The organism is Ruegeria sp. HKCCA4812 (genome assembly GCF_013034245.1).
Taxonomy (GTDB): Bacteria; Pseudomonadota; Alphaproteobacteria; order Rhodobacterales; family Rhodobacteraceae; genus Ruegeria.
In genome coordinates this window covers 1-24,767 of sequence record NZ_WQFQ01000014.1, presented here as the reverse complement: position 1 = coordinate 24,767, position 24,767 = coordinate 1, and the positions used below count along the sequence as shown (strand labels likewise).

Below are 24,767 nucleotides of genomic sequence, written 5' to 3'. Positions count from 1 at the left end.
GGCGCCGTCCATCGCCGCCACCCTGTTTTGGGACGAAAGATCAGAGACCCAGCCAGGCGTCGACACGATCCGGGTTCGCTTCGACCCATTCACGGGCAACGTCCGCCGGGTCGCGGCCCTTGCCGCTGATCTCATAGGCGAACTCGCTGACATCATCCGCCGTCAATGCGAAATTCGCCAAGAAATCGGCAATCGCCGGAGAACGCTCTGGCAGCGTGTTGGACCACGCAATCTGCACGTTCTTGAGGGCGTCCTTGGTCGCGACATTGGATTTGTTGTACCAGTCCGGGTCATCAGACGGTTGGACCATCACGTATTTTGCCGGGTCGAATGGCGGCTCGGTCAACATCTGGACGTCGAACATGTACCAGACGGCATGCGGCTTGTAGCAATAAAAGGCGTAGCCTTCGCCCTTGGCGATGCTGTCCTTGATCCGCGCGGTTTTCACGCTTTCCTCGGCACGTATCGGCTCAATGAAATCAAGTAGGCCATAGTCGCGGGTTTTGACTTCGTTCACGTTGGCCGAAGCCCAACCCGGCGCGCCAATCCACATTTCACCTTTGCCATTGCCGTCACTGTCCATCAATGCGGCCACATCCGGGCGGCCCAGATCGGCGATATCTGTGATGTTGTTGGCCTCACCAAAGTCTTTGCTGACGCAGAAACCCTGATTGCCCTCGTAGGGGTTCGATGACAGGGTGACGGTGCCCGCTTCGTCCACATATTTCTTGGTGAAGCTTTCCTGGTTTGGCAGCCAAACGTCGGGATGAACGTCGATATCGCCCTTGCCCTGATCCATCGCCTGAAAGATCGTGGCGTTGTTGCCGGGCACATATTCCACTTTGCCCCCGATGCGCATTTCCACGACTGCGCCCAGCACATGGGCAATCGCTTGGGCGCCGGTCCAGGATGGCACGCCGATTTTCACCTCTTCGGCTGCGAATGCCGGCACAGCGCAGACGCTGAGCGCAGCAGCCATCCCCAGCTTTTTCAGATTGGTTCTCATGGTCTTCTCCTCTGTTGAAATGTGCCGTGGTTTGGCGTCGTTCTTTTCGTTGTTCGATTTTCCTATCGCGCAATAGGGGCGCGCCAACTTGCCTTTGGCGACACATTCGGACGGAAGGCTGAAACAAGACCAACCGCCAGACCCTGCCCGGAAGTCTAGAACAGGAGCTTTTCCGAGAGCCAATTCGAACATTTCATCAAACTATTCTGTTTCTGCATAGTTTTCTGTATCGTTGCTGAAGATGCTCTTTCACAAGCGGGGATACGCATTGGATCTGAATTGGCTACGCGATTTTGAATGCCTCGCTCGGACCTTGAACTTCACCCGTGCGTCTGATGAACGCAACATCACGCAATCCGCATTCAGCCGTAGAATCAAAGCCTTGGAAAGCTGGGTGGGGTTGCCTTTGGTCAATCGGGCAACCTATCCGGTTCAATTGACCGAGGCCGGCAAACAATTCCTGCCTGTTGCCCAGGCGGCAATTTCACAGCTGTCTGAATCCCGCCAATCCCTGCGGGACGCCGACCGGGGCGACAGTCGGTTCATCCGGTTTTCGGTTCTGCACACCATTGCGGTTAATTTTTTGGCAACCCGCATAGAAGAGTTGCAGAAGCAGATCCCAGATTTGCGCACACGCGTCCTGTCCGATTCTCTGAGCACCTGCTGTGATCTTTTGGTCGAAGGCGCGGTGGATATCCTGCTGTGCTACTATCACCATACTGTCTCGCCCATGATCGACGAAACCGCGTTCGAGCGTAAGGATCTGTTGAAGGACCGTCTGATACCGGTGGCTGCCGCTCAGCCGGTGCGGACTCTGGGTTGGGATTTGTCCCGGCAGGATGGCCCACCGATCCCTTATCTGGCCTATGACCGATCGTCCTTCTTGGGCATGGTCGTTGAAAACACCGTTGATCGGAAACCCCAGAATACCGAAACGATATATGTCGATAGCCTGGTCGAAACGATCAAACGAAGATTGATGACCGGCAGCGGATTTGCCTGGATGCCCGAAACGTCGATCTCGGCGGAGCTGGATCAGGGGTTGCTGGTGCCGATCGGTGATGATGCATGGTGTGCGACGTTGACGATTTCAGCCTTTTCCAATCCGGCCAGTTTGGATCAGATCGCGCACCAGCTTTGGCAGCGATTGTGACCGGACGGATTCGTTTTGGCGCACCGACGGGCCATTGAACGGAAAATGCGCCTTTACCTCGTATGCCGGCCCGTTTGAGAAAAATTGACGATCGCGCGGACCAGCAGATCGATCGTATCCACTGCATTGGCGTCATCCGCGACGCTGTCGGCAATGAGGGAGAATTCAGAGCAAGCGACAAACTGCAAGTCCGCCCCCGCCTTGACCAAGGCTCTTGAGGACGCTCGCAGCGTTTCGCGCGCCTTCTCGCTTTGACCGTTGACCTTGATCGCGCGGATCGCCGCCAGCATCGCGTCGTCATCCGTTGGCCAAACGGTTGACAGCCCGCGCGCTTGCAGGGCTGTTTCGAAAAGACCAGTACGGCGCACCGCCGGAGAAGCGAGCACACCAACGCACCCACCCTTCCCGAGTGTCCCGACGGCGTGATCCGCAGCCAGCTCAACCATGTTCAACAGCGGAACGGTCACGGCATCGGTGATCGCCTTGGCATAGTGATGCGCCGTGTTGCAGGGCATTGCCAGCGCCACGGCGCCGGCATCCTGAAGACGTCGCGCCATCGCCGCCAGTGTCGGCCCCGGATCTTCGCCCGCCCCGTCGATCAGATGCGCGATCCGTGACGGGACCTGAGTGTTCATGTCGATCAAAAGCGGAATGTGGTCCCGGTCGTCGCTCACCGGCATAGCCTTGACCAGCTTGCGCTGGAGGAGGATCGTTGCCTCAGGGCCCATGCCGCCAAGAATGCCGATGGGGTGCTGCGTCATTGCTCAGATATTCACCCAGCGGTTTTTGTGATCGAAGGCAAAGTCATACCCCGCCAAAGCCACCGCGCCGCCCGTGTGAAGGAAAACGACCCGCTGGTCTTTGAATTCGCCTTTGCGCGCCAGATCGATCAGGCCCGCTGCACCCTTGGCCGAGTAGCAGGGATCCAGAAGGATACCTTCCAATTCGGCAAACATCTGGATCGCTTCGATGCCGCTTTCAGTGGGCAGGCCATAGCCTTCGCCGACATAGTCGGTATTGGCCATGACATCTTCACGCTTTACCACGCCCGCGCACCCCAGCTTTTCGGCCGTCTCGCAGGCGAGGTCGTACACCATCTGTTCCTGCTTTGGCCGAGGTGCCCTTGTCCCGATGCCAAGCACCGGCACCTGCGCATTCATGGCGCACATTCCCGTCACCAAACCTGCCTGTGTACCGGACGACCCGGTCGCATGTACCAGCCGGTCAATCCGCAATCCGCTGTCATTGGCCTGACCCAACAGTTCAAAGGCCGCGTTTACATAGCCCAGCGCCCCGGTCGGGTTCGAGCCGCCGCCGGGAATGACATAGACATTGCGGCCTTCTGCCCGTTTCTTCGCGGCCGCCTTTTCCATTTCGCCCGGCATATCGTGACCCCCGGGAAACTTCTGGGTGGTCGCGCCGTGCAAATGATCCAGCAGGACATTGCCGTTTGTATTGTAGTTGCCATCTTGATAGCCGGTGCGATCTTCCAGAAGAACATGGCAATCAAGGCCCAGCTTGGCGGCAAACGCTGCGGTTTGTCGACCGTGGTTGGTTTGGGTGGCACCTTGCGTCATCACCATGTCGGCGCCCTGCGCTTCTGCTTCGGCCATCAGAAATTCCAGCTTGCGGGTCTTGTTGCCGCCGGTTGACATGCCGGTGCAATCGTCGCGCTTGATCCAGATTTCCACTCCCAGTTCTTTGGAAAGCCGCTTCATCGGTTCAAGCGGTGTCGGAAGATGGGCGAGGTGAAGGCGGGGAAAGCGCGCAAGATGCATGTCACAATTCCTAATATTGATTTTCGTCAATTTACGCTGTGTGTTGCCGCTCTGCTAATTCGAAATTCAGTAAGTATGTTGCAAAAATTGCATGTTGGTAAGGTCTGGGCTATCTGGTTCACATGCGTTTGGAATGGATCGACGACATATTGGCCGTGCTGGACAGCGGATCGCTGACGCGCGCCGCGGAAAAACGGCTGCTGACCCAATCTGCCTTCACCCGTCGGGTGCGGCTCATCGAAGGCAGTATCGGTGCGACCCTGTTTGATCGTCGCCGCAAACCCGTATCCCTGATGCCGGGCGTTCAGGCGTTGGAACCTGAACTGCGCGAGCTGAGCGCGCGTCTGCACAAACTGCGTCACAGTTTGAAAACAGAAAGCGATCAGGCCAGCCAGTCGTTGTCGCTCGTGTGCCAGCATGCGTTGACGACAACCGTCTCGCCGAAGGTGGTCCGGATGTTGACCGAAAACAGCGATATCTCGGTTCAGGTGCGATCGGGGAACCAGGACGAATGCCTGTTGCAACTGATCTCGAAAGAAGTCGATTTCGCGATCATGTACGCGGCATCGGACGGCGGGGTGCAGAACCTCGAAAGTGCGTTTGAGGCAAAGACGCTTGGTGCCGACACATTGATCCCGGTATGCGCACCTGCAATGCGCGGGGAATTGGATGGCAAGACCATTCCTGCGATTGTCTACCCGCCTGATGTTTTTCTTGGGCAAGTGTTTTCCCAATTGATTGCACCGCGGTTGCCCGACGAAACCAGACTCGTGGCCAAGGCCGAGACGGCCCTGACGCTGGCGATGCTGCATTATGCCGTGAAGGAAATCGGTGTTGCTTGGTTGCCCTATTCTTTGGTCGCCACGCCGCTTGCTCAGGGACAGCTTGTAAGCGTTGAAGACGCCCTGCCTGCGCCGGCACTGACAATAAGAATGGTCCGTTTGGCCGAAGCGAAGCCAGAGTTCAGTGAACAGATTTGGCAACGTCTTGCCGGGCAATCGCAAAGCTTTTGGTTGTCGCAGGATCAAAACGAGGAGGCGACCTGAGCCGTTCACCGAGAAAGGTGCCGGGCCTGCCGATTAGCATCGGAAGAATACGCAACGGAATAGTGGCAAAACCGAGCTGGATGTATCTAACCTGTGCTGAAATGACAGCAACAGGGCAGGTCAGCGGATGTTCGGGAAGGTATTGAAAACGGGTATAGGTGTCGCGGTTCTGGGCGTCGTGGGGCTGCTTGGTTATCTTCTGATCGCCCCGCCCGATTTGTTGAAAGTAGGCACGAATTACTCGGCCAAGATTGTCTGTTCGAATGTTTTCATTGCCGAACGTGATCCGGAAGAGGTCCTTGCGGTGGATGTGCAGGCCCCGGGGCATCCGCTGCTCAAACATGTTTCGATTGAGGTCGATCGAGAGGCGCAGACTGTTCATGCGCGACTCTTTCGGTTCTTCGCGCCCGCCACATCGCAGTTCCGGCAGGGGCTTGGCTGCACCAACGTGCATGCTACATCCCTGAGTGCGCAGCGACTTGAGGCCGCCAAGCCCGCGCCGACAGGTCTTTGGCCAGGCGGAAACGACGTTGCACAGTCTCAGGATCCCAAAATTCAGGCCGTCTTGTCGGATGATACGCTGCTTGGCGAAGGGTACCGCGCCATAGTGGTGGTTCAAGGCGGCCGCATCGTGGCCGAACGCTATGCGGAAGGGTTCGACGCCGACACACCGTTGCTGGGCTGGTCCATGACCAAGACGGTCACGGCCGGGCTGATCGGAACGTTGATCAACGCGGGTCAGATGAATGTATCGGACACCCTTGTCGACAGCTTTCCCAATTGGGCAGAAGACGCAAGGCGAGACATTACTGTTGCGGACATGCTGGCAATGACAAGCGGTCTGCAATGGAATGAAGAATACGGAGACGTGTCAGACGTGACCAGGATGCTGTATCTCAGCAATGACATGGCCGGTTTCGCTGCTGACCGTGCACTGGAAGCCGACATTGGAGCCGACTTCAACTATTCCTCGGGCACGTCCACCGTGTTGTCCCGGGTTTGGCAGGACAAGCTGCCCGACGGCGGTTTGAGCTATCCTCGGGATGCGCTTTTTGAACCGCTTGGCATGGCTTCGGCGATCATCGAGACAGATGTCGCCGATACATTCATCGGATCCAGCTATATGTACGCCACGGCCCGAGACTGGGCGAGGTATGGCCAGTTTCTGCTGCAAAAAGGGGTTTGGGACGGCGCGCAGATTTTGCCCACACGTTTTGTGGACTGGATGTTCGAACCCGTTGCGGCGTCTGGTGGGGAATATGCCAAGGGTCATCTTTGGTTGAAATCGCCGGGCGACCTGCCACCGTTTGAAGATGCGGTTTGGTTGCAAGGGCATGACGGTCAGTCCATCGGAATTTTCCCGTCGCGTGACATGGTCGTCGTGCGGATGGGGCTTACACCTTCACGGGTGGGCTATTCTTCTTTGCCCTTGGCGAAAGCGCTTATTGCGGCTTTCGGGGGGTAGGGGATCGAACATTCCCATCGACGCACCGCCCGACATTGCGGCGGGCATCGCCCGTAGGGCAGGACACTGGGTCGCAGATCGGTATCTTGCACGCCGGCACAGTTTGGTATACCGCCGCATACAAATTCAAGGTGCCGGGCTTTCACATGGCCCGGTGCATCAGCTAAATGGTCGGAACCGTCATGAGCCTTTACACAGAATACCTGAACGAAATCGAGACGCGCAAAGAACAGGGTCTGCACCCCAAACCCATCGAAGACGGTTCCCTTTTGCAGGAAATCATCGGGCAGATCAAAGATACGGGTCACGCTCATCGCGCCGATTCACTGAACTACTTCATCTACAACACGCTTCCGGGCACAACCAGCGCCGCAGGTGAAAAGGCGCGCTTTCTGAAAGAGATCATCCTGGGTGAAGCGATGGTCGAAGAAATCTCGCAGGATTTCGCGTTTGAATTGCTGTCGCATATGAAGGGCGGCCCATCGGTAGAGGTTCTGCTTGATCTGGCGCTGGGCGATGACGCAGAGATTGCGCAGAAAGCGGCGGCAGTTCTGAAAACCCAGGTGTTCCTGTACGACGCAGATACCAACCGTCTGAAAACGGCCTTTGAGGCCGGCAACGCCGTTGCCGGGGACATTCTGGAAAGCTATGCCAAGGCCGAGTTCTTTACCCGGCTTCCCGACATCGAAGAAGAAATCAAGGTTGTGACCTATGTGGCGGCCGAAGGGGATATTTCGACCGATCTTCTGTCGCCCGGCAATCAGGCGCATTCGCGGTCGGACCGCGAATTGCACGGCAAGTGCATGATCTCACCCGAAGCACAGGCCGAGATTCAGGACTTGCAAAAACAGCACCCGGACAAGCGCGTCATGCTGGTTGCTGAAAAAGGGACGATGGGCGTTGGATCGTCGCGCATGTCCGGTGTCAACAACGTTGCATTGTGGACCGGAAAGCAAGCTAGCCCCTATGTTCCATTCGTGAACATCGCGCCGGTTGTTGCCGGTACAAACGGGATTTCACCGATCTTTCTGACTACAGTCGGCGTCACCGGCGGGATCGGCATCGATCTCAAGAACTGGGTCAAGAAAGTGGATGCCGACGGCAATCCGATCCTGAACAATGACGGCAATCCTATCCTCGAGCAGAAATATTCCGTCGAGACCGGAACGGTACTGACCATCAACACCAAGGACAAAAAGCTGTACAATGACGCAGGCGACAAAGAGCTGGTCGATCTGTCCTCATCCTTCACGCCGCAAAAGACCGAGTTCATAAAGGCCGGAGGATCTTATGCCATTGTCTTTGGCAAAAAGCTTCAGACATTCGCGGCTGAGACGCTCGGCATCAAGCTGAAATCTGCTTTCGCACCGTCCAAAGATATCTCGCATGAAGGGCAGGGCCTGACGGCGGTTGAAAAGATATTCAACAAGAATGCGGTTGGCGTGGCCGAAGGTAAAGTTCTGCATGCGGGCTCGGATGTTCGGGTGAAGGTCAACATCGTCGGTTCGCAGGACACCACCGGCTTGATGACGGCACAGGAACTGGAAGCCATGGCGGCGACAGTGATATCGCCCACCGTTGACGGCGCCTATCAGTCTGGTTGTCACACTGCTTCGGTTTGGGATTCCAAAGCGCAGGCAAATATCCCAAAACTGATGAAATTCATGAACAACTTTGGTCTGATCACCGCGCGTGACCCCAAAGGTGTTTATCACTCGATGACAGACGTCATCCACAAGGTTCTGAACGACATCACCGTTGATGACTGGGCGATCATCATCGGTGGCGACTCGCATACACGTATGTCCAAAGGCGTCGCGTTTGGTGCTGACTCGGGTACTGTTGCACTGGCGCTGGCCACTGGCGAAGCTACCATGCCGATCCCGGAATCGGTCAAGGTGACGTTCAAGGGCCAGATGGCGGATCACATGGATTTCCGCGATGTGGTTCACGCCACCCAGGCGCAGATGCTGAAGAAATTCGGCGACAACGTGTTCCAGGGCCGGATCATCGAAGTTCACATCGGCACATTGCTGGCGGATCAGGCATTCACCTTTACTGACTGGACGGCCGAGATGAAGGCCAAGGCCTCGATCTGCATCTCAGCGGATGACACGTTGATCGAATCTCTGGAAATCGCAAAAGGCCGTATCCAGATCATGATCGATAAGGGAATGGATAACGAGGCCCGGACACTGCAAGGTCTGATCGACAAGGCCGACGCTCGGATCTCGGAAATCAAGTCGGGTGAAAAGCCTGCCCTGAAACCGGATGAAAATGCCAAGTATTTTGCCGAGCTGGTGGTTGACCTGGATGAGATCAGCGAACCCATGATCGCCGACCCGGATGTCAATAACGCCGATGTCTCAAAGCGGTATACCCATGATACGATCCGGCCGGTTTCCCACTACAAGGGGGAAAAGAAGGTCGATCTGGGATTTGTTGGATCGTGCATGGTGCACAAAGGCGATCTGGTCATCGTCTCGCAAATGCTGAAAAACATCGAGCAGGAGAAGGGCACAGTAGAATTCAAGGCCCCGCTGGTCGTTGCTGCGCCCACCTACAACATCATCGATGAGCTGAAAGAAGAAGGCGAGTGGAGCATTCTTCAGAAGTATTCAGGCTTTGAATTCGACGATCTGTTCCCAAAGAGCAAAGCACGGACGGAATACGAGAATATCCTGTATCTGGAGCGTCCGGGATGTAACCTCTGCATGGGCAACCAGGAGAAAGCCGCAAAGGGTGACACTGTTCTGGCCACGTCCACACGCCTGTTCCAAGGCCGTGTTGTTGAGGACGCGGCGGACAAGAAAGGCGAATCCCTACTGGCATCGACCCCGGTGGTGGTGCTGTCGGCTGTTTTGGGCCGAATGCCGACCGCCGAGGAATACAAATCGGCCGTGAAAGGTATCGACCTGACCAAATTTGCGCCTCCGATGGAAAAGCCCGCAGGCACGAAGTCAGCGCATTTCTAAACGCAAGGCACAAAGTTGATTGCCCGGTCATCCCTTCAGGTGGCCGGGCGATTGAGTTCCGCTGTGTTCAGGCCTGGTTGCAGCGCGCGCCGCGCAAAAGCGCGGCATGGGAATGCCCCGGACCTTTCGCACGACTTCGCGTGGACCATTGGGGAAAAATCCATGATCCACGGCCATACGGTCGCTGTTTGGCGTCAGGCTGACAGCTCTTTATACATGTAAGTTGTGGGTTCCAGTCTGGTTTCGAACGGGTTCCGGCAATAGTTCGGAATTTCCCCGGCGATCTGAAACCCCAGGTCCAGATAAAGCAATCGAGAAGGGTCGGTGCTGCGGGTATCCAGAACCAGCATCGTGCGTTCCAACTTTGCCGTTCGCTGAAAGAGGGCTTCCATCAAGGCACGGCCAAAACCGCGCCGTCTGGCGTTTGGGTGAACCAGAAGCTTCGCGACATCCGCGCGATGTGGCTGATTGGGCATGGTCGCGGGGATCAGTTGCACCGTGCCCTGAATGCGCCCTTTGTGGTGGAGGACAAACAGCTCCAATGCACCGGATTTCAGCCCAGGTCGAACGTTTTGCAGCCAGTATTTTCGTGCGTCACCCTCGGTAAACGGAAGGACAAAGCCGATGCTGGCCCCTTCATGCACACAGGCGTGGAGGATTCCCGCCAGATCATCCACTGCCGCGCTGAAATCGAGATCGGTCAGACGCGAGATCATATCAGCACCAAGAGATAACGCGCACCGCGAGATGCCCCGGTTTCAAACCGGGTTGGGCCCGACAGTTGATAGCGCAGGCAATCTCCGGCGCTCAGCGCATGGGGTGTTCCGTCAACTGTCAGTGTCAGTGCGCCGTCGATCAGGATCAGATGGTGTTCCTGCCCGGATTTGGGCGGCGCATCGTAAGTGATGACCGTATCGCGCGGCAGGTGACATTCCACGACCTCGGCGTTCAAGCCGTTTGCAGGCGGTGAAACTGCACGGCGGGTAAAGCCGGTTTCGGGATCCCGCCATTCGGTCTGGCGTTCAAACGCCACTTTGGGGTCAAAGCTGTCTTCGACCATCATCAAAAGCCGTGACACCGGCAGATCATAAGCGGCACAGAGGCGGCCAAGACTCTCAGCGGTGGGGCTGACCTCTCCTTTCTCCATGCGGGACAGCGTGGCGCGGCTGATTCCGCTGTGGGCGGCCAGTTGATCCAGGGACCACCCGCGCCCGTGGCGGAGTTCGTTCAAACGGACGGCAAGGCGGTTTGAGAGGTTGTCGAGCATGGATCACAAACGAGAAGATTTTTCATTTAAGGGAAAATTGCATAAAATTATGTATATGTAAATGAAAAAGGGCGCAGAAACTCCGCGCCCTCTGCCAGCTTTTGACGAGGCAGTGGATTACTTCCAGCCGACTTCGTTAAAGATTTTCTGTGCTTCCGGGATGTTCTTTGCGACTTCCGACAGGTTCACGTCGTCAGCTTTGAACTCACCCAGTGCCTTTACCGATTCCGCCAGTTCAACACTCTGCACTGCCGGGAATTCGTCATTGCCCGCCGAGAAGTACTTCTGCGCCTGATCGCTTGCCAGATACTCGAGGAACAGGATTGCGTTTTCCTTGTTCGGCGCGTGTGCCGCGACGCCACCGCCCGACAGGTTCATATGCGCACCATAGCTGTCCTGATTGGGGAAGACCCAGCCGATCTTGTCGAGGTCAGAGGACAGGCCTTTGACGTCTTTGCGGATAGCCCGCGCATAGTAGTAGGTGTTCGATACAGCGATGTCGCATTCACCCGAAACGATGCCACGCAGCTGGTCGGTGTCACCCCCCTGCGGGTCTCGGGCCATGTTGGCGACAACGCCTTCCGCCCAGGATTTTGCAGCTTCGGCGCCTTCATGTGTGATGATCGAAGCGAGCAGGGTTTGGTTGTAGGTGTTCGTCGAGGACCGGATGCAGATCAGGCCCTTGTATTCCGGCTTGGCCAAGTCCGCGTAAGTGGCCGGCGGATTGGCGACGTTTTCTTTGTTGAAAAAGATGATCCGACCGCGCTGCGAGAAGCCGAACCACTGGTTGTCTTCGTCCTGAAGGTTGGCGGGGATGCGCTCCTCCAGGGTTTCGCTGTCGATTGCTTGCAGAATGCCCGCATCTTTGGCGCGCGCCAGGCGAGACGTGTCGACCGTCAGCATGACGTCCGCCGGAGAGTTCGCGCCTTCGGCTTCCATGCGCGCAATCAATTCATCCGCCTTGCCTTCGATCCGGTTGATCTTGATGCCGGTCGCTTCTTCGAAGTCCGTGTAAAGACGTTCGTCAGTGTCATAGTGGCGCGAGGAATAAAGGTTCAGCTCGCCTTCAGCCGCGGCTGATGTTGCGATCAATGCCGACAGAGCGGCAGCCAGGCAGGTTGTGGATTTCAGCATAGTTTGCCCCAACAATTGAATTTCGCGTCGGTCGATATCCCGACTGATTTGCTCAATTATACGATTCTCAGCGAGATGCAAGAAAATCCGACAGATTTACTTGGTCAAATGAGCGCAGGCGCCCTTGCGAGGCTTTTCCGGGCGGGCGCGATTTGTGTTGAACGGAAAGATCCGCGTCACACGGCAGTGTCTGGATCACTCACGATCAAGTACCTCAACTGCAAGGATCGTGGGCAAATGGCGCGCGACTTCCGTCCAGGTGTCCCCTTCATCAACACTGGCAAAAACCGAGCCGCTGTTGGTCCCGAAATAGATACCGGCGGGGTCTCGGTGGTCTCCGGCCATGGCCTGTCGCAGAACAGTGAAAAAACAGCTTTCTTGCGGCAACCCACGCCGCTGGTCTTGCCATGTTGCGCCTCCGTTTGTGGATTTCCAAACTGCCGCGGCGGCATCCGGTGGATAGCGCCCGATGCTGTCTCCGTTCAAGGGTAATGTCCAGATCGTGTCCGGATCACGTGGGTGCACATGAATCGGAAATCCAAAGGTGGATGGCAGGCCTTTGGTGATGTCATCCCAACTGCGCCCTCCGTCGGCCGAGCGCCAGACACCGTGATGGTTTTGCTGGTACAGCAGATCCGCGGTTCCCGGAGCTTGAACCATGTTGTGGACGCAATGACCCGTTTCACCATCCCTGGGGGCAGCGGGATGATCATGATGCGTGCAAGATTCGGCGTTGGACAATCTGTTGCGCCGCTCCCAGCTTGCGCCGCCATCCTCGGTTGCAAACACACCCGCAGCGGAAATGCCGACCCAGAGCTTTTTCGAATCATTTGGGTCAGTCACGATTGTATGCAGGACCAGCCCCGCACCGCCGGGATTCCAATCGGGTGCTGAGGGGTGGTTTGTCAGGCCCTCAAGCGTGTCCCATGTCCGACCATTATCGTGGCTGGCAAGCAGGCGGGCCGGTTTTGTGCCAGCGTACAACGTTCCATGTTGATAACGCAAAGACCAGACCTGCGAAAACTCATCGGCGAATGGTGCGGGTTCTCCGGTCCAGCCGATCATCTGGGCAAAATCCTGATCGTTGGCGGCCCACTCGTCCATTTGGCCTTTGGTGAGTTTTGCGACCTGCCAAGTCACACCGCCGTCTTCGGAACACCAGACACCGGCGCCATGCCAGTCACCACCGCCCCCGGCCCAAAGCGTGCCCGTTTCCTTGTCGCCGATGACGTGGTTGATCGGCCATCCTTCGCAATGCGGGCCCGTCACTTTCCAGCCTGACCTGTTCTGATCGCCAGAGACAATGAACGTTCCCTTGGTCGTCCCCACCAGTACGTCGATGCCGTGTTCGCGCATGGGTTTTACACTCCGCAATATCGAAGCAAGGGTAGCACGTCGGGCGCACAGGTGCAGAAAACAAAAAAAACCGCGCTCAAGAGCGCGGTTTTCTAAAACGGTGTTTCGCTGTTCTCAGCCCTGACGAGCTTTGAACTTGCGCTGCGTCTTGTTGATAACGTAGACGCGGCCTTTGCGACGCACAATACGGCAGTCGCGGTGCCGATTTTTGAGCGAGCGGAGCGAGTTCTTGACCTTCATGGTCTGTCTCCAATCTGCGGCGCCTTCATCAAGGACGTGGCCAGCGCCTGGGTTACTCGGGTGTCCCGGATCTCCGGAACAGTGAAATCATGGTGGGCGGTACAAGGATCGAACTTGTGACCCCTTCGATGTCAACGAAGTGCTCTACCGCTGAGCTAACCGCCCACTTTCCCTTTGCGTGCCCAGCCCCATAACGAAATGGGGCGCGGAACCCCGCGCCGGTAGCGGGGTCTATAAAAGGAGTCGCAAAGGGGTTCAAGGGGTTTGGTAGAACTATTTTCCGGTCTATGTTGATTGCGAACATGGAGGGATCATGCAGAACGCAGCCTTTGTATTGGATATGCCAGAAAACCGCAGTTCATGCGTGGTTTTTTCATCCCCGCATAGCGGGCGGAATTATCCAGAAGCGTTTTTGAAGCGGTCCGTTCTGAATCAAAGCGTGATTCGATCCTCGGAAGACGCCTTCGTGGATCAATTGTTTGCTGCTGCGGCCGAAAATGGCGCGCCTTTGATCAAAGCGACCATGCCGCGCGCCTATCTGGACCTGAATCGCAGTCTGGATGAACTGGACCCGGCGCTGATCAGCGGTGCCCGCAGGCATGGGCACAACCCCAGGGTCGCATCAGGGTTGGGTGTGATACCCCGCGTTGTGGCCAATGGACGGGCAATCTACAGCGGCAAGCTGACCATGGACGAGGCGCGGCTGCGTATCGACACCTATTGGCGCCCCTATCATGCACGTTTGAAATCCCTGCTGGCCGAATCACACGAGAAATTCGGCCAGGCCATACTGGTGGATTGCCACTCCATGCCGCATGAGGCGGTGGCCATGGCTGGTACGACCCGAAACAAACGGCCCGAGATCGTGCTGGGTGATCGGTTCGGTGCTTCGGCCTCGTCTGAAATCGTGGACCTCGTCGAATCGGCGTTTGCTGCGGCAGGTCTGAATGTTGTGCGCAATGCCCCGTTTGCGGGGGCCTATGTGACTCAGACTTATGGCCGCCCCACCCGCCAGCAACACGCGATCCAGATTGAAATCGACCGGGCCTTGTATATGGACGAAGAAAAGATTGCGCCGAACGCCAATTTCATGACGTTTTCGAAACTCCTTCGGCAGGTGGTGCGCGACATATCCAGGATCGGTTCCAAACCTCATCGTCTGGCGGCGGAATGAAACTAGCGCAAAGCACGGCCCTTCACGATTGCTTCCGGGCCGAACCTCTGGCGGATCTGGTCGGTGGCCCGCTCGGCCTGTGATCTGCGGTCGGCGCCGGGATCAAGCAGGTCGCCGGAGATGTCAGCCTGATCCGCCGGGCACAGGTCAGACAGGCCACACCCCAACAGGCGGTACGGCCCCTGATCTCCCACCTGATCGAAAAGCCCTTTTGCGGTGCGATAAATCCTGTCCGCGATCTGCGTTGCGTCCCGCAATGATACGCGCCGTGTCAGAACCTTGTGATTGGCTTTCTTCAGCTTCAGCGTAACGACCCGGCCAGCCAGATCCTTGGCCTTGGCCCGGTCCGAGACCTTCAGGGCCATGCGCCACAAATGTCCGTCCAGAACATCAATATTGGCGGTGTCCTCGAAAAACGTGGTCTCATTGCTGATGGATTTCATCGGTTCATGGGCTGAAACGCGCCGTTTGTCCTGACCCCGTGCCAGATGCCACAGGCGATACCCCATCGAGCCGAAACGCGCAGTCAAAGCCTCCTGATCCCAACGCAGCAGGTCGTTGAAGGTTCGAATCCCTGCCCGATCCAGTGATTCCTGCGCGGCGGGGCCAATGCCCCAGATCAACCTTACGGGTTTGTCATTCAGAAACTCTGCCGTCTCTGCCTTGCCGATCACCGAAAACCCGCGGGGCTTGTCGAGGTCCGAGGCAACCTTGGCCAGAAATTTGTTGTGACTCAGCCCGATGGATCCTGTCACGCCCAGTTCATCCTTCATGCGTTTGACCAGGCGCGCGAGCATGACGGCCGGGGGGGCTCCGTGCAGCCGTTCGGTGCCGGACAGGTCCATGAAAGCTTCGTCCAGCGACAGGGGTTCGACCACTGGTGTCAGTTCGTCCATCATGGCGCGGATGTCCCGTGACACCTGGGCATACACGGACATGCGTGGTTTGATCACGACGGCATCGGGGCACAGTTGCAACGCTTTGAACATGGGCATGGCGGATCGCACACCGCGAATTCGGGCCACGTAGCATGCCGTGGATACAACACCGCGTTTGCCGCCGCCGATGATGACAGGCTTGTCTGCCAGTTCCGGATTGTCCCGCTTTTCCACCGAAGCATAAAAGGCATCGCAATCCATATGAGCGATGGACAGATCAAACAGTTCGGGATGAGACTTTACCCTGGGGCTGCCGCAGGCCGTGCAGCGCCGTTCGTTGGTCAAAGGGGTCAGGCAATCTCGGCAAAGACCGGGCATCTGCGTCCTCGTGTGTTCCGCAGTTGTCTTGGGGGTTCTTTATATCATCCAGTGATATCGATCAAAGATCATTCAGAGAAAAGAAACCCCCCGCGCTTCGCGGGGGGAAGTAACGAACCTCAGGAAGAATAGGTTCGTTGGGGAGTAAATCCCCTTAAGAATCGCTAAGATTTTCGGGCTGAGATAGGGTTAAGCGCGCTTTTCAAAAACTCGCTTTTTGAATGTGTGTTTTCTGGCACAGGGACGATTTGGCGCGGATTCGCGAAAAATTGACGTGAGGTCAACCTGTTGCGGCGGTTTTTTCAGCGTGAATCCCTGTTGAAACGATGATCCTGCTCATCTCGTTTTCAGAGAATTTAACTCGGTAAAAACGGCCGCGGCCGCGGATTTCGGATCTTCGGCCTGATAAATGGGGCGGCCAACTACGATATGATCCGCCCCGTCCTGGATGGCGCTGGCAGGTGTGGCCACACGTTTTTGATCGCCCAGTGCCGCGCCTGCCGGACGCACGCCGGGGGTTACGATCAGCCGGCCCGTCGCCTGGGGTAGGGCGCGGATCAGGGCGGCCTCCTGCGGGCTGGCGATCACGCCATCGGCCCCGGCCTCGAAGGCGTGGGCGGCGCGTTCCACCACCATGTCCTGAACGTCACCGGCCTTCATCATGCCGGCATCCAGGTCGTCGCGGTTCAGCGAGGTCAGGATGGTCACCGCCAGGATTTTCAGATCCTTGCCCGCCGCGCCTTCCTTGGCGGCGCGCACCACATGCGGGTCGCCATGCACGGTCAGGAAATCAAGATCGAACTGCGCCAGCCCCCGCACCGCGTTTTCCACCGTGTTGCCGATGTCGAACAGCTTCATGTCCAGGAAGATGCGCTTGCCGTGTTCCTGCTTGAGCTCATTGGCCAGTGCCAGCCCGCCGCCTGTCAGCATGCCCAGGCCGATCTTGTAGAACGACACGGCGTCGCCCAGCGTCTCGGCCAGCTTCAGCCCTTCCAGCGCGTTGGGGACGTCGAGGGCGACGATCAGGCGGTCATCGGCGGTTTGGGACATTGTTTCGGCCTTTCAAACTTGACGGGATCGGCGCTTCTGTAGAGCGTGTGACGCATTGAGACAAGAAAAGACGCAGGAAAATACGGGATGATACGGTTGGGTGTGGTGGCCTCGGCCGGAACCCGACCCTGACGATCCACCGCAGGACCCCGACTATTCGGATGGAGAGTGTGACTGCCTGATGGCCGCTGCCGCTCCGGGGCAGTCGCCCTATTTCGACGGGGTGAAATGGGCCGACATGGACGCCGAGAATGCGATGGCGATCTGTGCCGATCTGCTGCTGAAAGACCAGGATGTCGATGCCGAGGTCGCCGCCGCCTTTGGCCGGGCGCTCATGAAAGGCGGCAAGCTGGAAATGGCGCTCGAGTTTTCGGAACTGGCCGCGATGGAGGGCAGCGGGCTGGCGATGAACACGCTCGCTTCGCTCTATAATGATGGCGAGATCGTTCCCGCGGACCACGAGACCGCGTTTGCCTGGTACATGGCGGCTGCCGAAACCGGTCTGCCGATGGGGATGCACAACATCGCTTATGGCTACGAGAACGGGAAAGGTGTTGCGCCCGACATCGACAAGGCGCTGTACTATTACGAAAGGGCCGCGTTCTTCGGATATGAGCCGTCTCTGCTGCATCTAGGCGTAATCCATCGCGAAGGCACGCATGTCACGCGCGATATGCAGCGCGCGGTCGACTGTCTGAAGATGGCGGCCGGAAACGGCAGCGCCGATGCCGCGGCGCGTCTGGGCTATATCCACGAGATCGGCGAGAACGGCTACTCCAAGGACATCGAACAGGCGCTGGATTATTATTTCCAGGCCGCCAGGCAGAACAATGTCGTGGCGCTGCACAATCTTGGGTCTTTGACCTATCACGGGCGGGACGGTGTGCCCCAGGACACGGAAGCAGCCCTGTTGTTCTGGGGCAGGGCCGCAAAGCTTGGCGATGTGAAATCGCAGCGCAAATTCGGCCGGTTGCTCTATGAAACCGGCGATGTCGACGAGGCGCTGAGGTTTCTTCGCCTCGCGGCCGAGCAAGACGATGACGAGGCGCAAAAGCTGATCCGGCAGATCGAAGGCGGTTGACCCCCCGGCTGACAAACGAGCCAGCGGTGTCCCCGCTTTGTCCCAACTGTGCTATGGTGCTGCCATTCTGAAACGAAAATTGCATCAAGGGGACAGACCATGAAGCACCTTGTTCCGCTGGCCGTCGTCGCCACGCTGGCCGCCTGCGACGACACGCCGCCACAGACCGAAACAGGCGCTGCGCCGCCCCCGACCAATGATGATTTGAATCTTGTCCGCGGCTATCGGTCCGAAGATGACTGGTGCCAGTTGACCGGAGAAACCGCCTTTACCGGCAATTTCCTTGACCACACCGCCGACCTTGTATCCTGCCCCACAGGCAGCGCCGCCGCGCAGTCGCTGGTCGAGACGAGCGATGCCCAGCAGGTGGCTGAAACCGGGGGCTACACCGTCTATACGATTCCGCGTGGTTGAGGCGTTTTTCCACTCTCTAGCCTCTTGAAGCGGCGGAGAAGTTTCCCAGATTGAGGTCAAGGCCCGGACCATTGCGTGCTGCCAAGCGGGCGCGAATTCACCGGGCGCTTGGAAAAGGAGAATACCATGGACTTGAACAAGTTCACCGAACGTGCACGGGGGTTCGTGCAGGCGGCGCAGACCATTGCGCTGCGCGAGGGGCACCAGAGGCTGGAGCCCACACATATACTCAAAGCATTGATGGATGACGATCAGGGGCTGGCAAGCAATCTGATCACACGCGCGGGCGGCGCGCCGAACCGCGTGGTCGAGGCGCTTGACGCAGCTATGGGCAAGATCCCGAAAGTCAGCGGCGATGCCGGCCAGATTTACATGGACGGCCAGACGGCCAAGGTTCTGGACGAGGCTGAAAAGATCGCCACCAAGGCGGGCGACAGCTTTGTTCCGGTCGAACGCGTGTTGATGGCGCTGTGCATGGTCAAATCCAAGGCCAAAGAGGCGCTGGAGGCGGGTGCCGTATCTGCGCAAAAACTCAACGAAGCCATCAACGACATCCGCAAGGGGCGCACTGCTGACACTGCAACGGCGGAAGAGGGCTATGACGCGCTCAAGAAATATGCCCGCGACCTGACCGAGGCCGCGCGCGAAGGCAAGATCGACCCGATCATCGGCCGCGACGAGGAAATTCGCCGCGCGATGCAGGTTCTGTCGCGCCGCACCAAGAACAACCCGGTTCTGATCGGTGAACCCGGCGTCGGTAAAACCGCGATCGCCGAGGGCATGGCCCTGCGCATCGTCAACGGCGACGTGCCGGAATCGCTGAAGGACAAGAAGCTGCTTGCGCTCGACATGGGTGCGCTGATTGCCGGTGCGAAATACCGTGGTGAATTCGAAGAACGCCTCAAGGCTGTTCTGACCGAGGTGACCGAGGCCGCCGGTGAGATCATCCTGTTCATCGACGAGATGCACACGCTGGTTGGCGCGGGCAAATCGGATGGTGCGATGGATGCCGCCAACCTGATCAAGCCTGCGCTTGCACGGGGTGAGCTGCACTGCATCGGTGCGACCACACTGGACGAGTATCGCAAATACGTCGAAAAAGACGCGGCCCTTGCGCGCCGCTTCCAGCCGGTGATGGTTCAGGAACCGACGGTCGAGGACACGATCAGCATTCTGCGCGGTATCAAAGAGAAGTACGAGCTGCACCACGGCGTGCGCATCTCGGATTCGGCGCTGGTGTCGGCGGCGACCCTGTCGCATCGCTATATCACCGACCGGTTCCTGCCCGACAAGGCCATCGACCTTGTCGACGAGGCGGCGTCGCGTCTGCGGATGGAGGTGGACTCCAAGCCCGAAGAGCTTGATCAGCTGGATCGTCAGATCCTTCAGATGCAGATCGAGGAAGAGGCGCTGAAGCTGGAAGACGATGCGGCATCGAAGGATCGCCTGGAAACCTTGCAGAAGGATCTTGCCGAACTTCAGGAAAAATCCGCCGAGATGACTGCGCAGTGGCAGGCCGAACGCGACAAGCTGGCTGGCGCGCGGGATTTGAAGGAACAGCTCGACAAGGCGCGGGCCGATCTGGAAATTGCCAAGCGCGAAGGCAACCTCGCCAAGGCGGGTGAGCTGTCCTATGGCATCATCCCCGAGCTTGAGAAAAAGCTGTCCGAGGCCGAGAATGCCGAAAGCAACGCCATGATGGCCGAGGAAACGGTGCGTCCGGAACAGATCGCCAGTGTTGTCGAACGCTGGACGGGCATCCCGACCGCCAAAATGCTGGAAGGCGAACGCGAGAAACTGCTGCGGATGGAAGAAGAACTGCATTCCCGCGTTATCGGTCAGGATGCGGCTGTCACCGCTGTTGCCAACGCAGTACGCCGTGCTCGTGCGGGTCTGAATGACGAAAACCGCCCGCTGGGCTCGTTCCTGTTCCTTGGGCCGACTGGCGTGGGTAAGACCGAGCTGACCAAGGCCGTGGCGAATTTCCTGTTCGACGACGACAACGCGATGGTGCGCATCGACATGTCCGAGTTCATGGAGAAACACGCGGTCGCCCGTCTGATCGGTGCCCCTCCGGGCTATGTCGGTTATGACGAAGGTGGTGTGCTGACCGAAGCCGTGCGGCGCAGGCCCTATCAGGTCGTGCTGTTCGACGAGGTCGAAAAGGCGCACCCGGATGTCTTCAACGTGCTGTTGCAGGTTCTGGACGATGGCGTTCTGACCGATGGTCAGGGCCGCACCGTGGACTTCAAACAGACGCTGATCATCCTGACGTCGAACCTTGGGTCTCAGGCGCTCAGCCAGTTGCCCGAAGGTGCGGACAGTTCACAGGCCAAGCGCGACGTGATGGATGCGGTCCGGGCACATTTCCGGCCCGAATTCCTGAACCGTCTGGACGAAACGATCATCTTTGACCGCCTCAAGCGGGCCGATATGGATGGCATCGTCGATATTCAGATGGCACGTCTGCAAAAACGTCTGGCCGCCCGCAAGATCGAGCTGGCCCTGGATGACAGCGCCAAGGAATGGCTGGCCAATGAAGGCTATGACCCGGTCTTCGGTGCCCGCCCGCTGAAACGCGTCATCCAGCGCGCCTTGCAGAACCCGTTGGCCGAAGCTCTGCTGGCCGGGGAAATCAAGGATGGTGACGTCGTTCCGGTCACCGCCGGGCCGGATGGTTTGATCATCGGCGATCGTTTGGGAACTTCCGAGCGACCCCGCCCGGACGATGCCGTGGTGCATTGATCTGACACCGTGAACCGAAAGGCCCGCTTTTTTGGCGGGCCTTTTTCATGTCGGCTTTCCATAGCCTTTGTTCAGATAATCACTGAGGACCTTCATCCAGACCTGCGCTTTCTCCATTTTAAACTGGGCCGTGAACCTCAGCTTCACAATACAATTTTCCACGACGCCGACTGCCAGAAGTTCGGACAGGCCATCTGATGCTTTGGCCTCGGCCCGATACGGCAACACCTGCGACGGATCACGCAACTGAAAGACGTTGATTTCGCCAAGCTCGGCATCGCGCCGCGCAGCTATTGCACCGATATCGCGTGCAGCTTGTTTGAAGCTTTCAAGGGCCATTTCGGATGAGACGTCCCTTTGTTGATGGTCATAGAAGAAAACCGTGATCTTGGAAGATGGGTCTGCAAAAGTGGCGGAATAGCCGAGGCCCGGATGGCTGTCTTCATAAACTTCCGACCCGATCTGGTTCAGATCGCTCAGGACCTGCGGCGCGCGCTCAAACAGCTTTTTGCACGATTGCACATCAGCCAATGCCGATCCGCACAGCAAAGACAAAAAAACAACAAGGGGTCTGAGCAACATGAAGGCAGGGTGTCCCGAACAGATCAAGAATGCACGAAGTCTTGGTCTGCAACTTTGGCAGAAGTTTGGCACTGCCGGAAAGATGGCCGGGCGGGCGCTGGTCGGCCGCCCGGGCATTTGTCAGATCAATGCAAAGATCCGCGCCGGCCCGCCGGTGCCGCCTTGGTGCTTGGGCGCACCGATCACCAGCGTTGCACCAGACGCAGGCACGCGATCCAGCCCAGCCAGACATTCGATCCCGAACCGGCCTGACGGCAACCACGCGTAATGCGTCGCGAAATCCGCGGACATGCCGTGATCAAGAGACAGGGTATCAACGGCAATTGATCTTGCTCCGGTCTCCTCCATCAGCATCTGCGCGGCTTCAACGTGGAAGCCCGGGTAATGCTGCGCTTCGCCGTCGAAATTGCGGAACTCATCCGTGGCGGTTTTGCCTGCCCATCCGGAATGCATCGCCACGCAGGCACCACCAGGGATATCACCATTGGCCGCAATCCAGGCTTTCAGATCGTCCGGGGTGACGCGCGTGTCAGCGTCTTCGGCCGCTCGGGGGGCGATGTCCACGACGCATAAGGGGGCGACCAGATCCGTGACGGGGATTTCATCAACCGACGTCCCATCCGCCGAAAAGTGAAGCGGCGCATCGATATGCGTGCCCGTATGTTCGTTGATTGAAAGGTTGAACAGATTGAAGCCGTGATCAGCAAAGTTGAATGCTTGCTCGGCGGAAATACCGGGTTCGCCGCCCCATGTCGGGAAATCCGGGCTCAGCGTATGGGTCATATCTTCGACACCGCCATGCCCGGCCGCCAGTGCTGCCGGCGCGACGGCCCCGGTTGCGGCTGCTGCAACACCCGAAGCGGCGGCAGCTTTGAAGAACCCGCGACGAGACAGCATCTTGTCTTTGACGGCATTCATTACACAGATATCACACATTTTTCTTCCTCCCATTGCGGCCAAAAGGCTGCAGTCGCAGCCTTGCCTCGCGTTCGGCTTGGCGTGGCGCCCGTCTGACAGAGTGCAGCCTTGCGCCCGCAGTTGTAAAGTTTTGTACCCGTGTTCTGACTGTAATCCACAAAAACCGCGGTTTTCCGCCGGGCTCCAAAAGCTCTCTAGTCTGTGGTTTTCGGTGCTGAAAACGATACTCGAATGCCCGGTCACATTGGAACGTTACAATCACTTCGCTCAATCGTTACGCCTGTTTCCGTGGCTCTGTGCTATCAGCACACTACGTCAATAGCGACCACTGAAGATGACGGAGACCCATATGGCGCATCGCTGGACCAATACTTTGACACATGCCGACGTCACCCCCCGGGCGGCGTTCCTCAACCGGCGGCAGGTTATGGCCGGGCTGGCAGGTGTCGGCCTGACTGCGATGGCCAAACCGGCGGCAGCACAGGATGGGTTGGAGCCGAACACTTGGGAAGAGATCACCACCTACAACAACTACTATGAGTTCGGGACCGGAAAAAATGACCCGGCGAAATATGCTCATACGCTGGTGACCGAACCCTGGAGCGTCACGATTGACGGTCTGGTCGACCGTCCCGGCGACTATGATTTTCAGGCCATCCTGTCCGAGATGACGATAGAGGAGCGGATCTACCGCTTCCGCTGTGTGGAAGCCTGGTCGATGGTAATTCCGTGGAACGGGTTTGAACTGGCCGACCTTCTCAATATGGCGGGCGTGCAAGACGGCGCGAGATATGTGGCTTTTGAGACGGCCTATCGCCCGGACGAGATGCCGGGAACGCGGTTTCCCGTTCTCGATTGGCCATACCGAGAGGGCTTGCGTCTGGACGAGGCGATCCACCCCCTGACAATCATGGCAACCGGAATTTACGACCGCCCGATTCCCAACCAGAACGGTGCCCCCTTGCGTCTGGTCGTCCCTTGGAAATACGGCTTCAAATCGATCAAGTCGATTGTTCGGATCACGCTTACAAAGGATGAACCGCCCACCAGCTGGAACATGTCCAATCCACGCGAATACGGGTTCTACAGCAATGTGAACCCCAATGTGGACCATCCACGCTGGTCTCAGGCTTCAGAGCGCGAGATCGGGGGCGGGCTTTTCGCGTCACGCAAGCCGACCCTGATGTTCAACGGCTATGAACAAGAGGTCGCCAGCCTTTATGAAGGCATGGATCTGGCCAAGAACTATTAGGACCATGTTGGCGATTAACCAGACACTCCGCCGTATTCCGGTATGGGTCATATATCTGCTGGGGGCGTTGCCCGCGCCCTGGCTGTTTTATCTTGGCCTGACCGGTGGTCTGGGGGTCGAACCGATCGAGGCGTTGGAGCACAGATATGGGGAACTGGCCCTTCAGTTGTTGATTGCCGGTTTGGCGGTCACACCCCTGCGCCGGTATGTCGGCCTCAACCTGATGAAGTTTCGCCGCGCGATCGGGGTGCTCACGTTTGTGTACGTCGCGTTGCATCTTCTTGTGTGGCTGGTTCTGGATGTGCAGCTTCCCAGCCAGATCTGGGCGGACATCCTCAAACGTCCGTACATAACGGTCGGCATGGCGGCGTTCCTTCTTCTGCTTCCGCTGGCGTTGACCTCCAACAACTGGTCGGTGCGCCGACTGGGACCGCGCTGGCGCAAGCTGCACTGCCTTGTGTACGCGGCCGCATTGTTGGGGGCGATGCATTACCTCTTGCTGGCAAAAGGTTTTCAGATCGAGCCGCTTGCTTACCTGGCGGCCATCATCGCCCTGCTTGCCCTGCGCCTGCCGATTCCCAACCTGTCTTTCCGGTCCAACAGGGCCGATTCCGCCTGACTCGGAGGTGAGTCTGTGGGTAATCATGTGCATAGCGCGCTGAACCGGGAATTCTGACCTGCCTTTACATGGTTGTCAGCGGCAGCACGCTTGGTGGGTCCGATTTAAGTGTATGTAATTAATTGATAAATGAGCTTTTCAAGAATTTCTTCTGTTTTTGTGTATTTTCCGCTTGCGGGATTTGTTTGTTATACTTAGAACCCCCTTCACCGGCGCTGCTGAGGCGGTGCTGACGGGTCGGAGAGACGGCCTGACG

Annotated in this window: 22 protein-coding genes and 1 tRNA gene; 10 read left to right on the top strand and 13 right to left on the bottom strand. The window is 57.8% G+C overall.

The window, feature by feature from the left end:
• Positions 1 to 40: 40 nt before the first annotated feature.
• Complete coding sequence (locus tag GOW04_RS21150) at positions 41 to 1,006, bottom strand: glycine betaine ABC transporter substrate-binding protein (protein ID WP_171233925.1); 966 nt, start codon at positions 1,004 to 1,006, stop codon at positions 41 to 43.
• A 268-nt stretch (positions 1,007 to 1,274) separates the two neighbouring features.
• Here GOW04_RS21150 and GOW04_RS21145 point away from each other — a divergent pair, with 268 nt between their 5' ends.
• The gene (locus tag GOW04_RS21145; RefSeq protein ID WP_171230771.1) at positions 1,275 to 2,159 is read left to right on the top strand and encodes a LysR family transcriptional regulator; all 885 of its coding nucleotides are present in this window, start codon (positions 1,275 to 1,277) and stop codon (positions 2,157 to 2,159) included.
• A gap of 53 nt (positions 2,160 to 2,212) precedes the next feature.
• Here the strand turns inward: GOW04_RS21145 and GOW04_RS21140 are convergent, their stop codons facing one another.
• Positions 2,213 to 2,920 carry an aspartate/glutamate racemase family protein gene (locus tag GOW04_RS21140; RefSeq protein WP_171233924.1) on the bottom strand — a complete coding sequence of 236 codons (708 nt, stop codon included), beginning with the start codon at positions 2,918 to 2,920 and terminating at the stop codon, positions 2,213 to 2,215.
• Between the two features lie 3 nt (positions 2,921 to 2,923).
• A complete protein-coding gene (locus tag GOW04_RS21135; RefSeq protein WP_171233923.1) occupies positions 2,924 to 3,937 on the bottom strand; it encodes a D-cysteine desulfhydrase in 1,014 nt (337 codons plus the stop codon).
• Positions 3,938 to 4,059: 122 nt separating this feature from the next.
• On the opposite strand from GOW04_RS21135, the gene GOW04_RS21130 reads away from it, so the two are divergent.
• From GOW04_RS21130 to GOW04_RS21120, 3 genes are all read left to right on the top strand, one after another.
• Positions 4,060 to 4,983: a LysR family transcriptional regulator gene (locus GOW04_RS21130; protein ID WP_171233922.1), complete on the top strand. Its 924-nt coding sequence runs from the start codon at positions 4,060 to 4,062 to the stop codon at positions 4,981 to 4,983.
• Positions 4,984 to 5,110: 127 nt separating this feature from the next.
• Complete coding sequence (locus GOW04_RS21125; protein ID WP_171233921.1) at positions 5,111 to 6,448, top strand: serine hydrolase; 1,338 nt, start codon at positions 5,111 to 5,113, stop codon at positions 6,446 to 6,448.
• Between the two features lie 182 nt (positions 6,449 to 6,630).
• Positions 6,631 to 9,423 carry a bifunctional aconitate hydratase 2/2-methylisocitrate dehydratase gene (locus tag GOW04_RS21120; RefSeq protein WP_171233920.1) on the top strand — a complete coding sequence of 931 codons (2,793 nt, stop codon included), beginning with the start codon at positions 6,631 to 6,633 and terminating at the stop codon, positions 9,421 to 9,423.
• A 194-nt stretch (positions 9,424 to 9,617) separates the two neighbouring features.
• Here GOW04_RS21120 and GOW04_RS21115 read toward each other — a convergent pair whose 3' ends face one another.
• From GOW04_RS21115 to GOW04_RS21090, 6 genes are all read right to left on the bottom strand, one after another.
• Complete coding sequence (locus GOW04_RS21115; RefSeq protein ID WP_171233919.1) at positions 9,618 to 10,139, bottom strand: GNAT family N-acetyltransferase; 522 nt, start codon at positions 10,137 to 10,139, stop codon at positions 9,618 to 9,620.
• Entirely contained in the window at positions 10,136 to 10,690 is a 555-nt protein-coding gene (locus tag GOW04_RS21110) for a helix-turn-helix domain-containing protein (RefSeq protein WP_171233918.1), read from the bottom strand. Before GOW04_RS21110 ends, GOW04_RS21115 begins: the two co-directional genes overlap by 4 nt.
• Positions 10,691 to 10,807: 117 nt before the next feature.
• Complete coding sequence (locus GOW04_RS21105; RefSeq protein WP_171172616.1) at positions 10,808 to 11,824, bottom strand: Fe(3+) ABC transporter substrate-binding protein; 1,017 nt, start codon at positions 11,822 to 11,824, stop codon at positions 10,808 to 10,810.
• Between the two features lie 195 nt (positions 11,825 to 12,019).
• Positions 12,020 to 13,180: a sialidase family protein gene (locus GOW04_RS21100; RefSeq protein WP_171172617.1), complete on the bottom strand. Its 1,161-nt coding sequence runs from the start codon at positions 13,178 to 13,180 to the stop codon at positions 12,020 to 12,022.
• A 114-nt stretch (positions 13,181 to 13,294) separates the two neighbouring features.
• Positions 13,295 to 13,420, bottom strand: coding sequence for a type B 50S ribosomal protein L36 (gene ykgO / locus GOW04_RS21095; protein WP_008755722.1), 126 nt, complete (start codon positions 13,418 to 13,420; stop codon positions 13,295 to 13,297).
• Positions 13,421 to 13,510: 90 nt separating this feature from the next.
• Positions 13,511 to 13,585 (bottom strand) — tRNA-Val (locus GOW04_RS21090).
• Between the two features lie 148 nt (positions 13,586 to 13,733).
• On the opposite strand from GOW04_RS21090, the gene GOW04_RS21085 reads away from it, so the two are divergent.
• Entirely contained in the window at positions 13,734 to 14,594 is an 861-nt protein-coding gene (locus GOW04_RS21085) for an N-formylglutamate amidohydrolase (RefSeq protein ID WP_171172618.1), read from the top strand.
• Positions 14,595 to 14,596: 2 nt separating this feature from the next.
• On the opposite strand, the gene GOW04_RS21080 is transcribed toward GOW04_RS21085, so the two are convergent.
• Positions 14,597 to 15,850, bottom strand: a complete 1,254-nt coding sequence (locus GOW04_RS21080) for a DNA polymerase IV (RefSeq protein ID WP_171120609.1) — start codon at positions 15,848 to 15,850, stop codon at positions 14,597 to 14,599.
• Between the two features lie 336 nt (positions 15,851 to 16,186).
• On the bottom strand, positions 16,187 to 16,900 hold the full coding sequence (gene pyrF, locus GOW04_RS21075; RefSeq protein WP_171233917.1) for an orotidine-5'-phosphate decarboxylase: 714 nt from the start codon (positions 16,898 to 16,900) through the stop codon (positions 16,187 to 16,189).
• Between the two features lie 100 nt (positions 16,901 to 17,000).
• Here pyrF and GOW04_RS22330 point away from each other — a divergent pair, with 100 nt between their 5' ends.
• From GOW04_RS22330 to clpB, 3 genes are all read left to right on the top strand, one after another.
• Positions 17,001 to 17,981 carry a tetratricopeptide repeat protein gene (locus tag GOW04_RS22330; protein WP_171233916.1) on the top strand — a complete coding sequence of 327 codons (981 nt, stop codon included), beginning with the start codon at positions 17,001 to 17,003 and terminating at the stop codon, positions 17,979 to 17,981.
• Between the two features lie 99 nt (positions 17,982 to 18,080).
• Entirely contained in the window at positions 18,081 to 18,395 is a 315-nt protein-coding gene (locus tag GOW04_RS21065; RefSeq protein ID WP_171233915.1) for a hypothetical protein, read from the top strand.
• A 126-nt stretch (positions 18,396 to 18,521) separates the two neighbouring features.
• Positions 18,522 to 21,140, top strand: coding sequence for an ATP-dependent chaperone ClpB (gene clpB, locus GOW04_RS21060; protein ID WP_171230757.1), 2,619 nt, complete (start codon positions 18,522 to 18,524; stop codon positions 21,138 to 21,140).
• A 45-nt stretch (positions 21,141 to 21,185) separates the two neighbouring features.
• Here the strand turns inward: clpB and GOW04_RS21055 are convergent, their stop codons facing one another.
• Positions 21,186 to 21,671, bottom strand: coding sequence for a hypothetical protein (locus GOW04_RS21055; protein ID WP_217356970.1), 486 nt, complete (start codon positions 21,669 to 21,671; stop codon positions 21,186 to 21,188).
• Positions 21,672 to 21,842: 171 nt separating this feature from the next.
• On the bottom strand, positions 21,843 to 22,658 hold the full coding sequence (locus GOW04_RS21050; protein ID WP_171233913.1) for a cyclase family protein: 816 nt from the start codon (positions 22,656 to 22,658) through the stop codon (positions 21,843 to 21,845).
• A 331-nt stretch (positions 22,659 to 22,989) separates the two neighbouring features.
• Between GOW04_RS21050 and msrP the strand changes: the two genes are divergently transcribed.
• Together msrP and msrQ are read left to right on the top strand one after the other, a co-directional pair.
• Positions 22,990 to 23,892, top strand: coding sequence for a protein-methionine-sulfoxide reductase catalytic subunit MsrP (gene msrP / locus GOW04_RS21045; RefSeq protein ID WP_171233933.1), 903 nt, complete (start codon positions 22,990 to 22,992; stop codon positions 23,890 to 23,892).
• 4 nt (positions 23,893 to 23,896) lie between these two features.
• Positions 23,897 to 24,511: a protein-methionine-sulfoxide reductase heme-binding subunit MsrQ gene (msrQ, locus tag GOW04_RS21040; RefSeq protein WP_152456694.1), complete on the top strand. Its 615-nt coding sequence runs from the start codon at positions 23,897 to 23,899 to the stop codon at positions 24,509 to 24,511.
• The last annotated feature ends 256 nt before the right edge of the window (positions 24,512 to 24,767 follow it).

Excerpts from the sequence above, each read along its gene's own strand:
- GOW04_RS21050 (WP_171233913.1), bottom strand. The coding sequence starts at position 22,658 with ATGTGTGATATCTGTGTAATGAATGCCGTCAAAGACAAGATGCTGTCT.
- clpB (WP_171230757.1), top strand. The coding sequence starts at position 18,522 with ATGGACTTGAACAAGTTCACCGAACGTGCACGGGGGTTCGTGCAGGCG.
- GOW04_RS21110 (WP_171233918.1), bottom strand. The coding sequence starts at position 10,690 with ATGCTCGACAACCTCTCAAACCGCCTTGCCGTCCGTTTGAACGAACTC.
- GOW04_RS21100 (WP_171172617.1), bottom strand. The coding sequence starts at position 13,180 with ATGCGCGAACACGGCATCGACGTACTGGTGGGGACGACCAAGGGAACG.
- msrP (WP_171233933.1), top strand. The coding sequence starts at position 22,990 with ATGGCGCATCGCTGGACCAATACTTTGACACATGCCGACGTCACCCCC.
- GOW04_RS21105 (WP_171172616.1), bottom strand. The coding sequence starts at position 11,824 with ATGCTGAAATCCACAACCTGCCTGGCTGCCGCTCTGTCGGCATTGATC.
- GOW04_RS21135 (WP_171233923.1), bottom strand. The coding sequence starts at position 3,937 with ATGCATCTTGCGCGCTTTCCCCGCCTTCACCTCGCCCATCTTCCGACA.
- GOW04_RS21065 (WP_171233915.1), top strand. The coding sequence starts at position 18,081 with ATGAAGCACCTTGTTCCGCTGGCCGTCGTCGCCACGCTGGCCGCCTGC.
- GOW04_RS21085 (WP_171172618.1), top strand. The coding sequence starts at position 13,734 with ATGCAGAACGCAGCCTTTGTATTGGATATGCCAGAAAACCGCAGTTCA.
- GOW04_RS21115 (WP_171233919.1), bottom strand. The coding sequence starts at position 10,139 with ATGATCTCGCGTCTGACCGATCTCGATTTCAGCGCGGCAGTGGATGAT.
- GOW04_RS21080 (WP_171120609.1), bottom strand. The coding sequence starts at position 15,850 with ATGCCCGGTCTTTGCCGAGATTGCCTGACCCCTTTGACCAACGAACGG.
- GOW04_RS21120 (WP_171233920.1), top strand. The coding sequence starts at position 6,631 with ATGAGCCTTTACACAGAATACCTGAACGAAATCGAGACGCGCAAAGAA.
- GOW04_RS21140 (WP_171233924.1), bottom strand. The coding sequence starts at position 2,920 with ATGACGCAGCACCCCATCGGCATTCTTGGCGGCATGGGCCCTGAGGCA.
- ykgO (WP_008755722.1), bottom strand. The coding sequence starts at position 13,420 with ATGAAGGTCAAGAACTCGCTCCGCTCGCTCAAAAATCGGCACCGCGAC.
- GOW04_RS21150 (WP_171233925.1), bottom strand. The coding sequence starts at position 1,006 with ATGAGAACCAATCTGAAAAAGCTGGGGATGGCTGCTGCGCTCAGCGTC.
- GOW04_RS21125 (WP_171233921.1), top strand. The coding sequence starts at position 5,111 with ATGTTCGGGAAGGTATTGAAAACGGGTATAGGTGTCGCGGTTCTGGGC.
- pyrF (WP_171233917.1), bottom strand. The coding sequence starts at position 16,900 with ATGTCCCAAACCGCCGATGACCGCCTGATCGTCGCCCTCGACGTCCCC.
- msrQ (WP_152456694.1), top strand. The coding sequence starts at position 23,897 with ATGTTGGCGATTAACCAGACACTCCGCCGTATTCCGGTATGGGTCATA.
- GOW04_RS21130 (WP_171233922.1), top strand. The coding sequence starts at position 4,060 with ATGCGTTTGGAATGGATCGACGACATATTGGCCGTGCTGGACAGCGGA.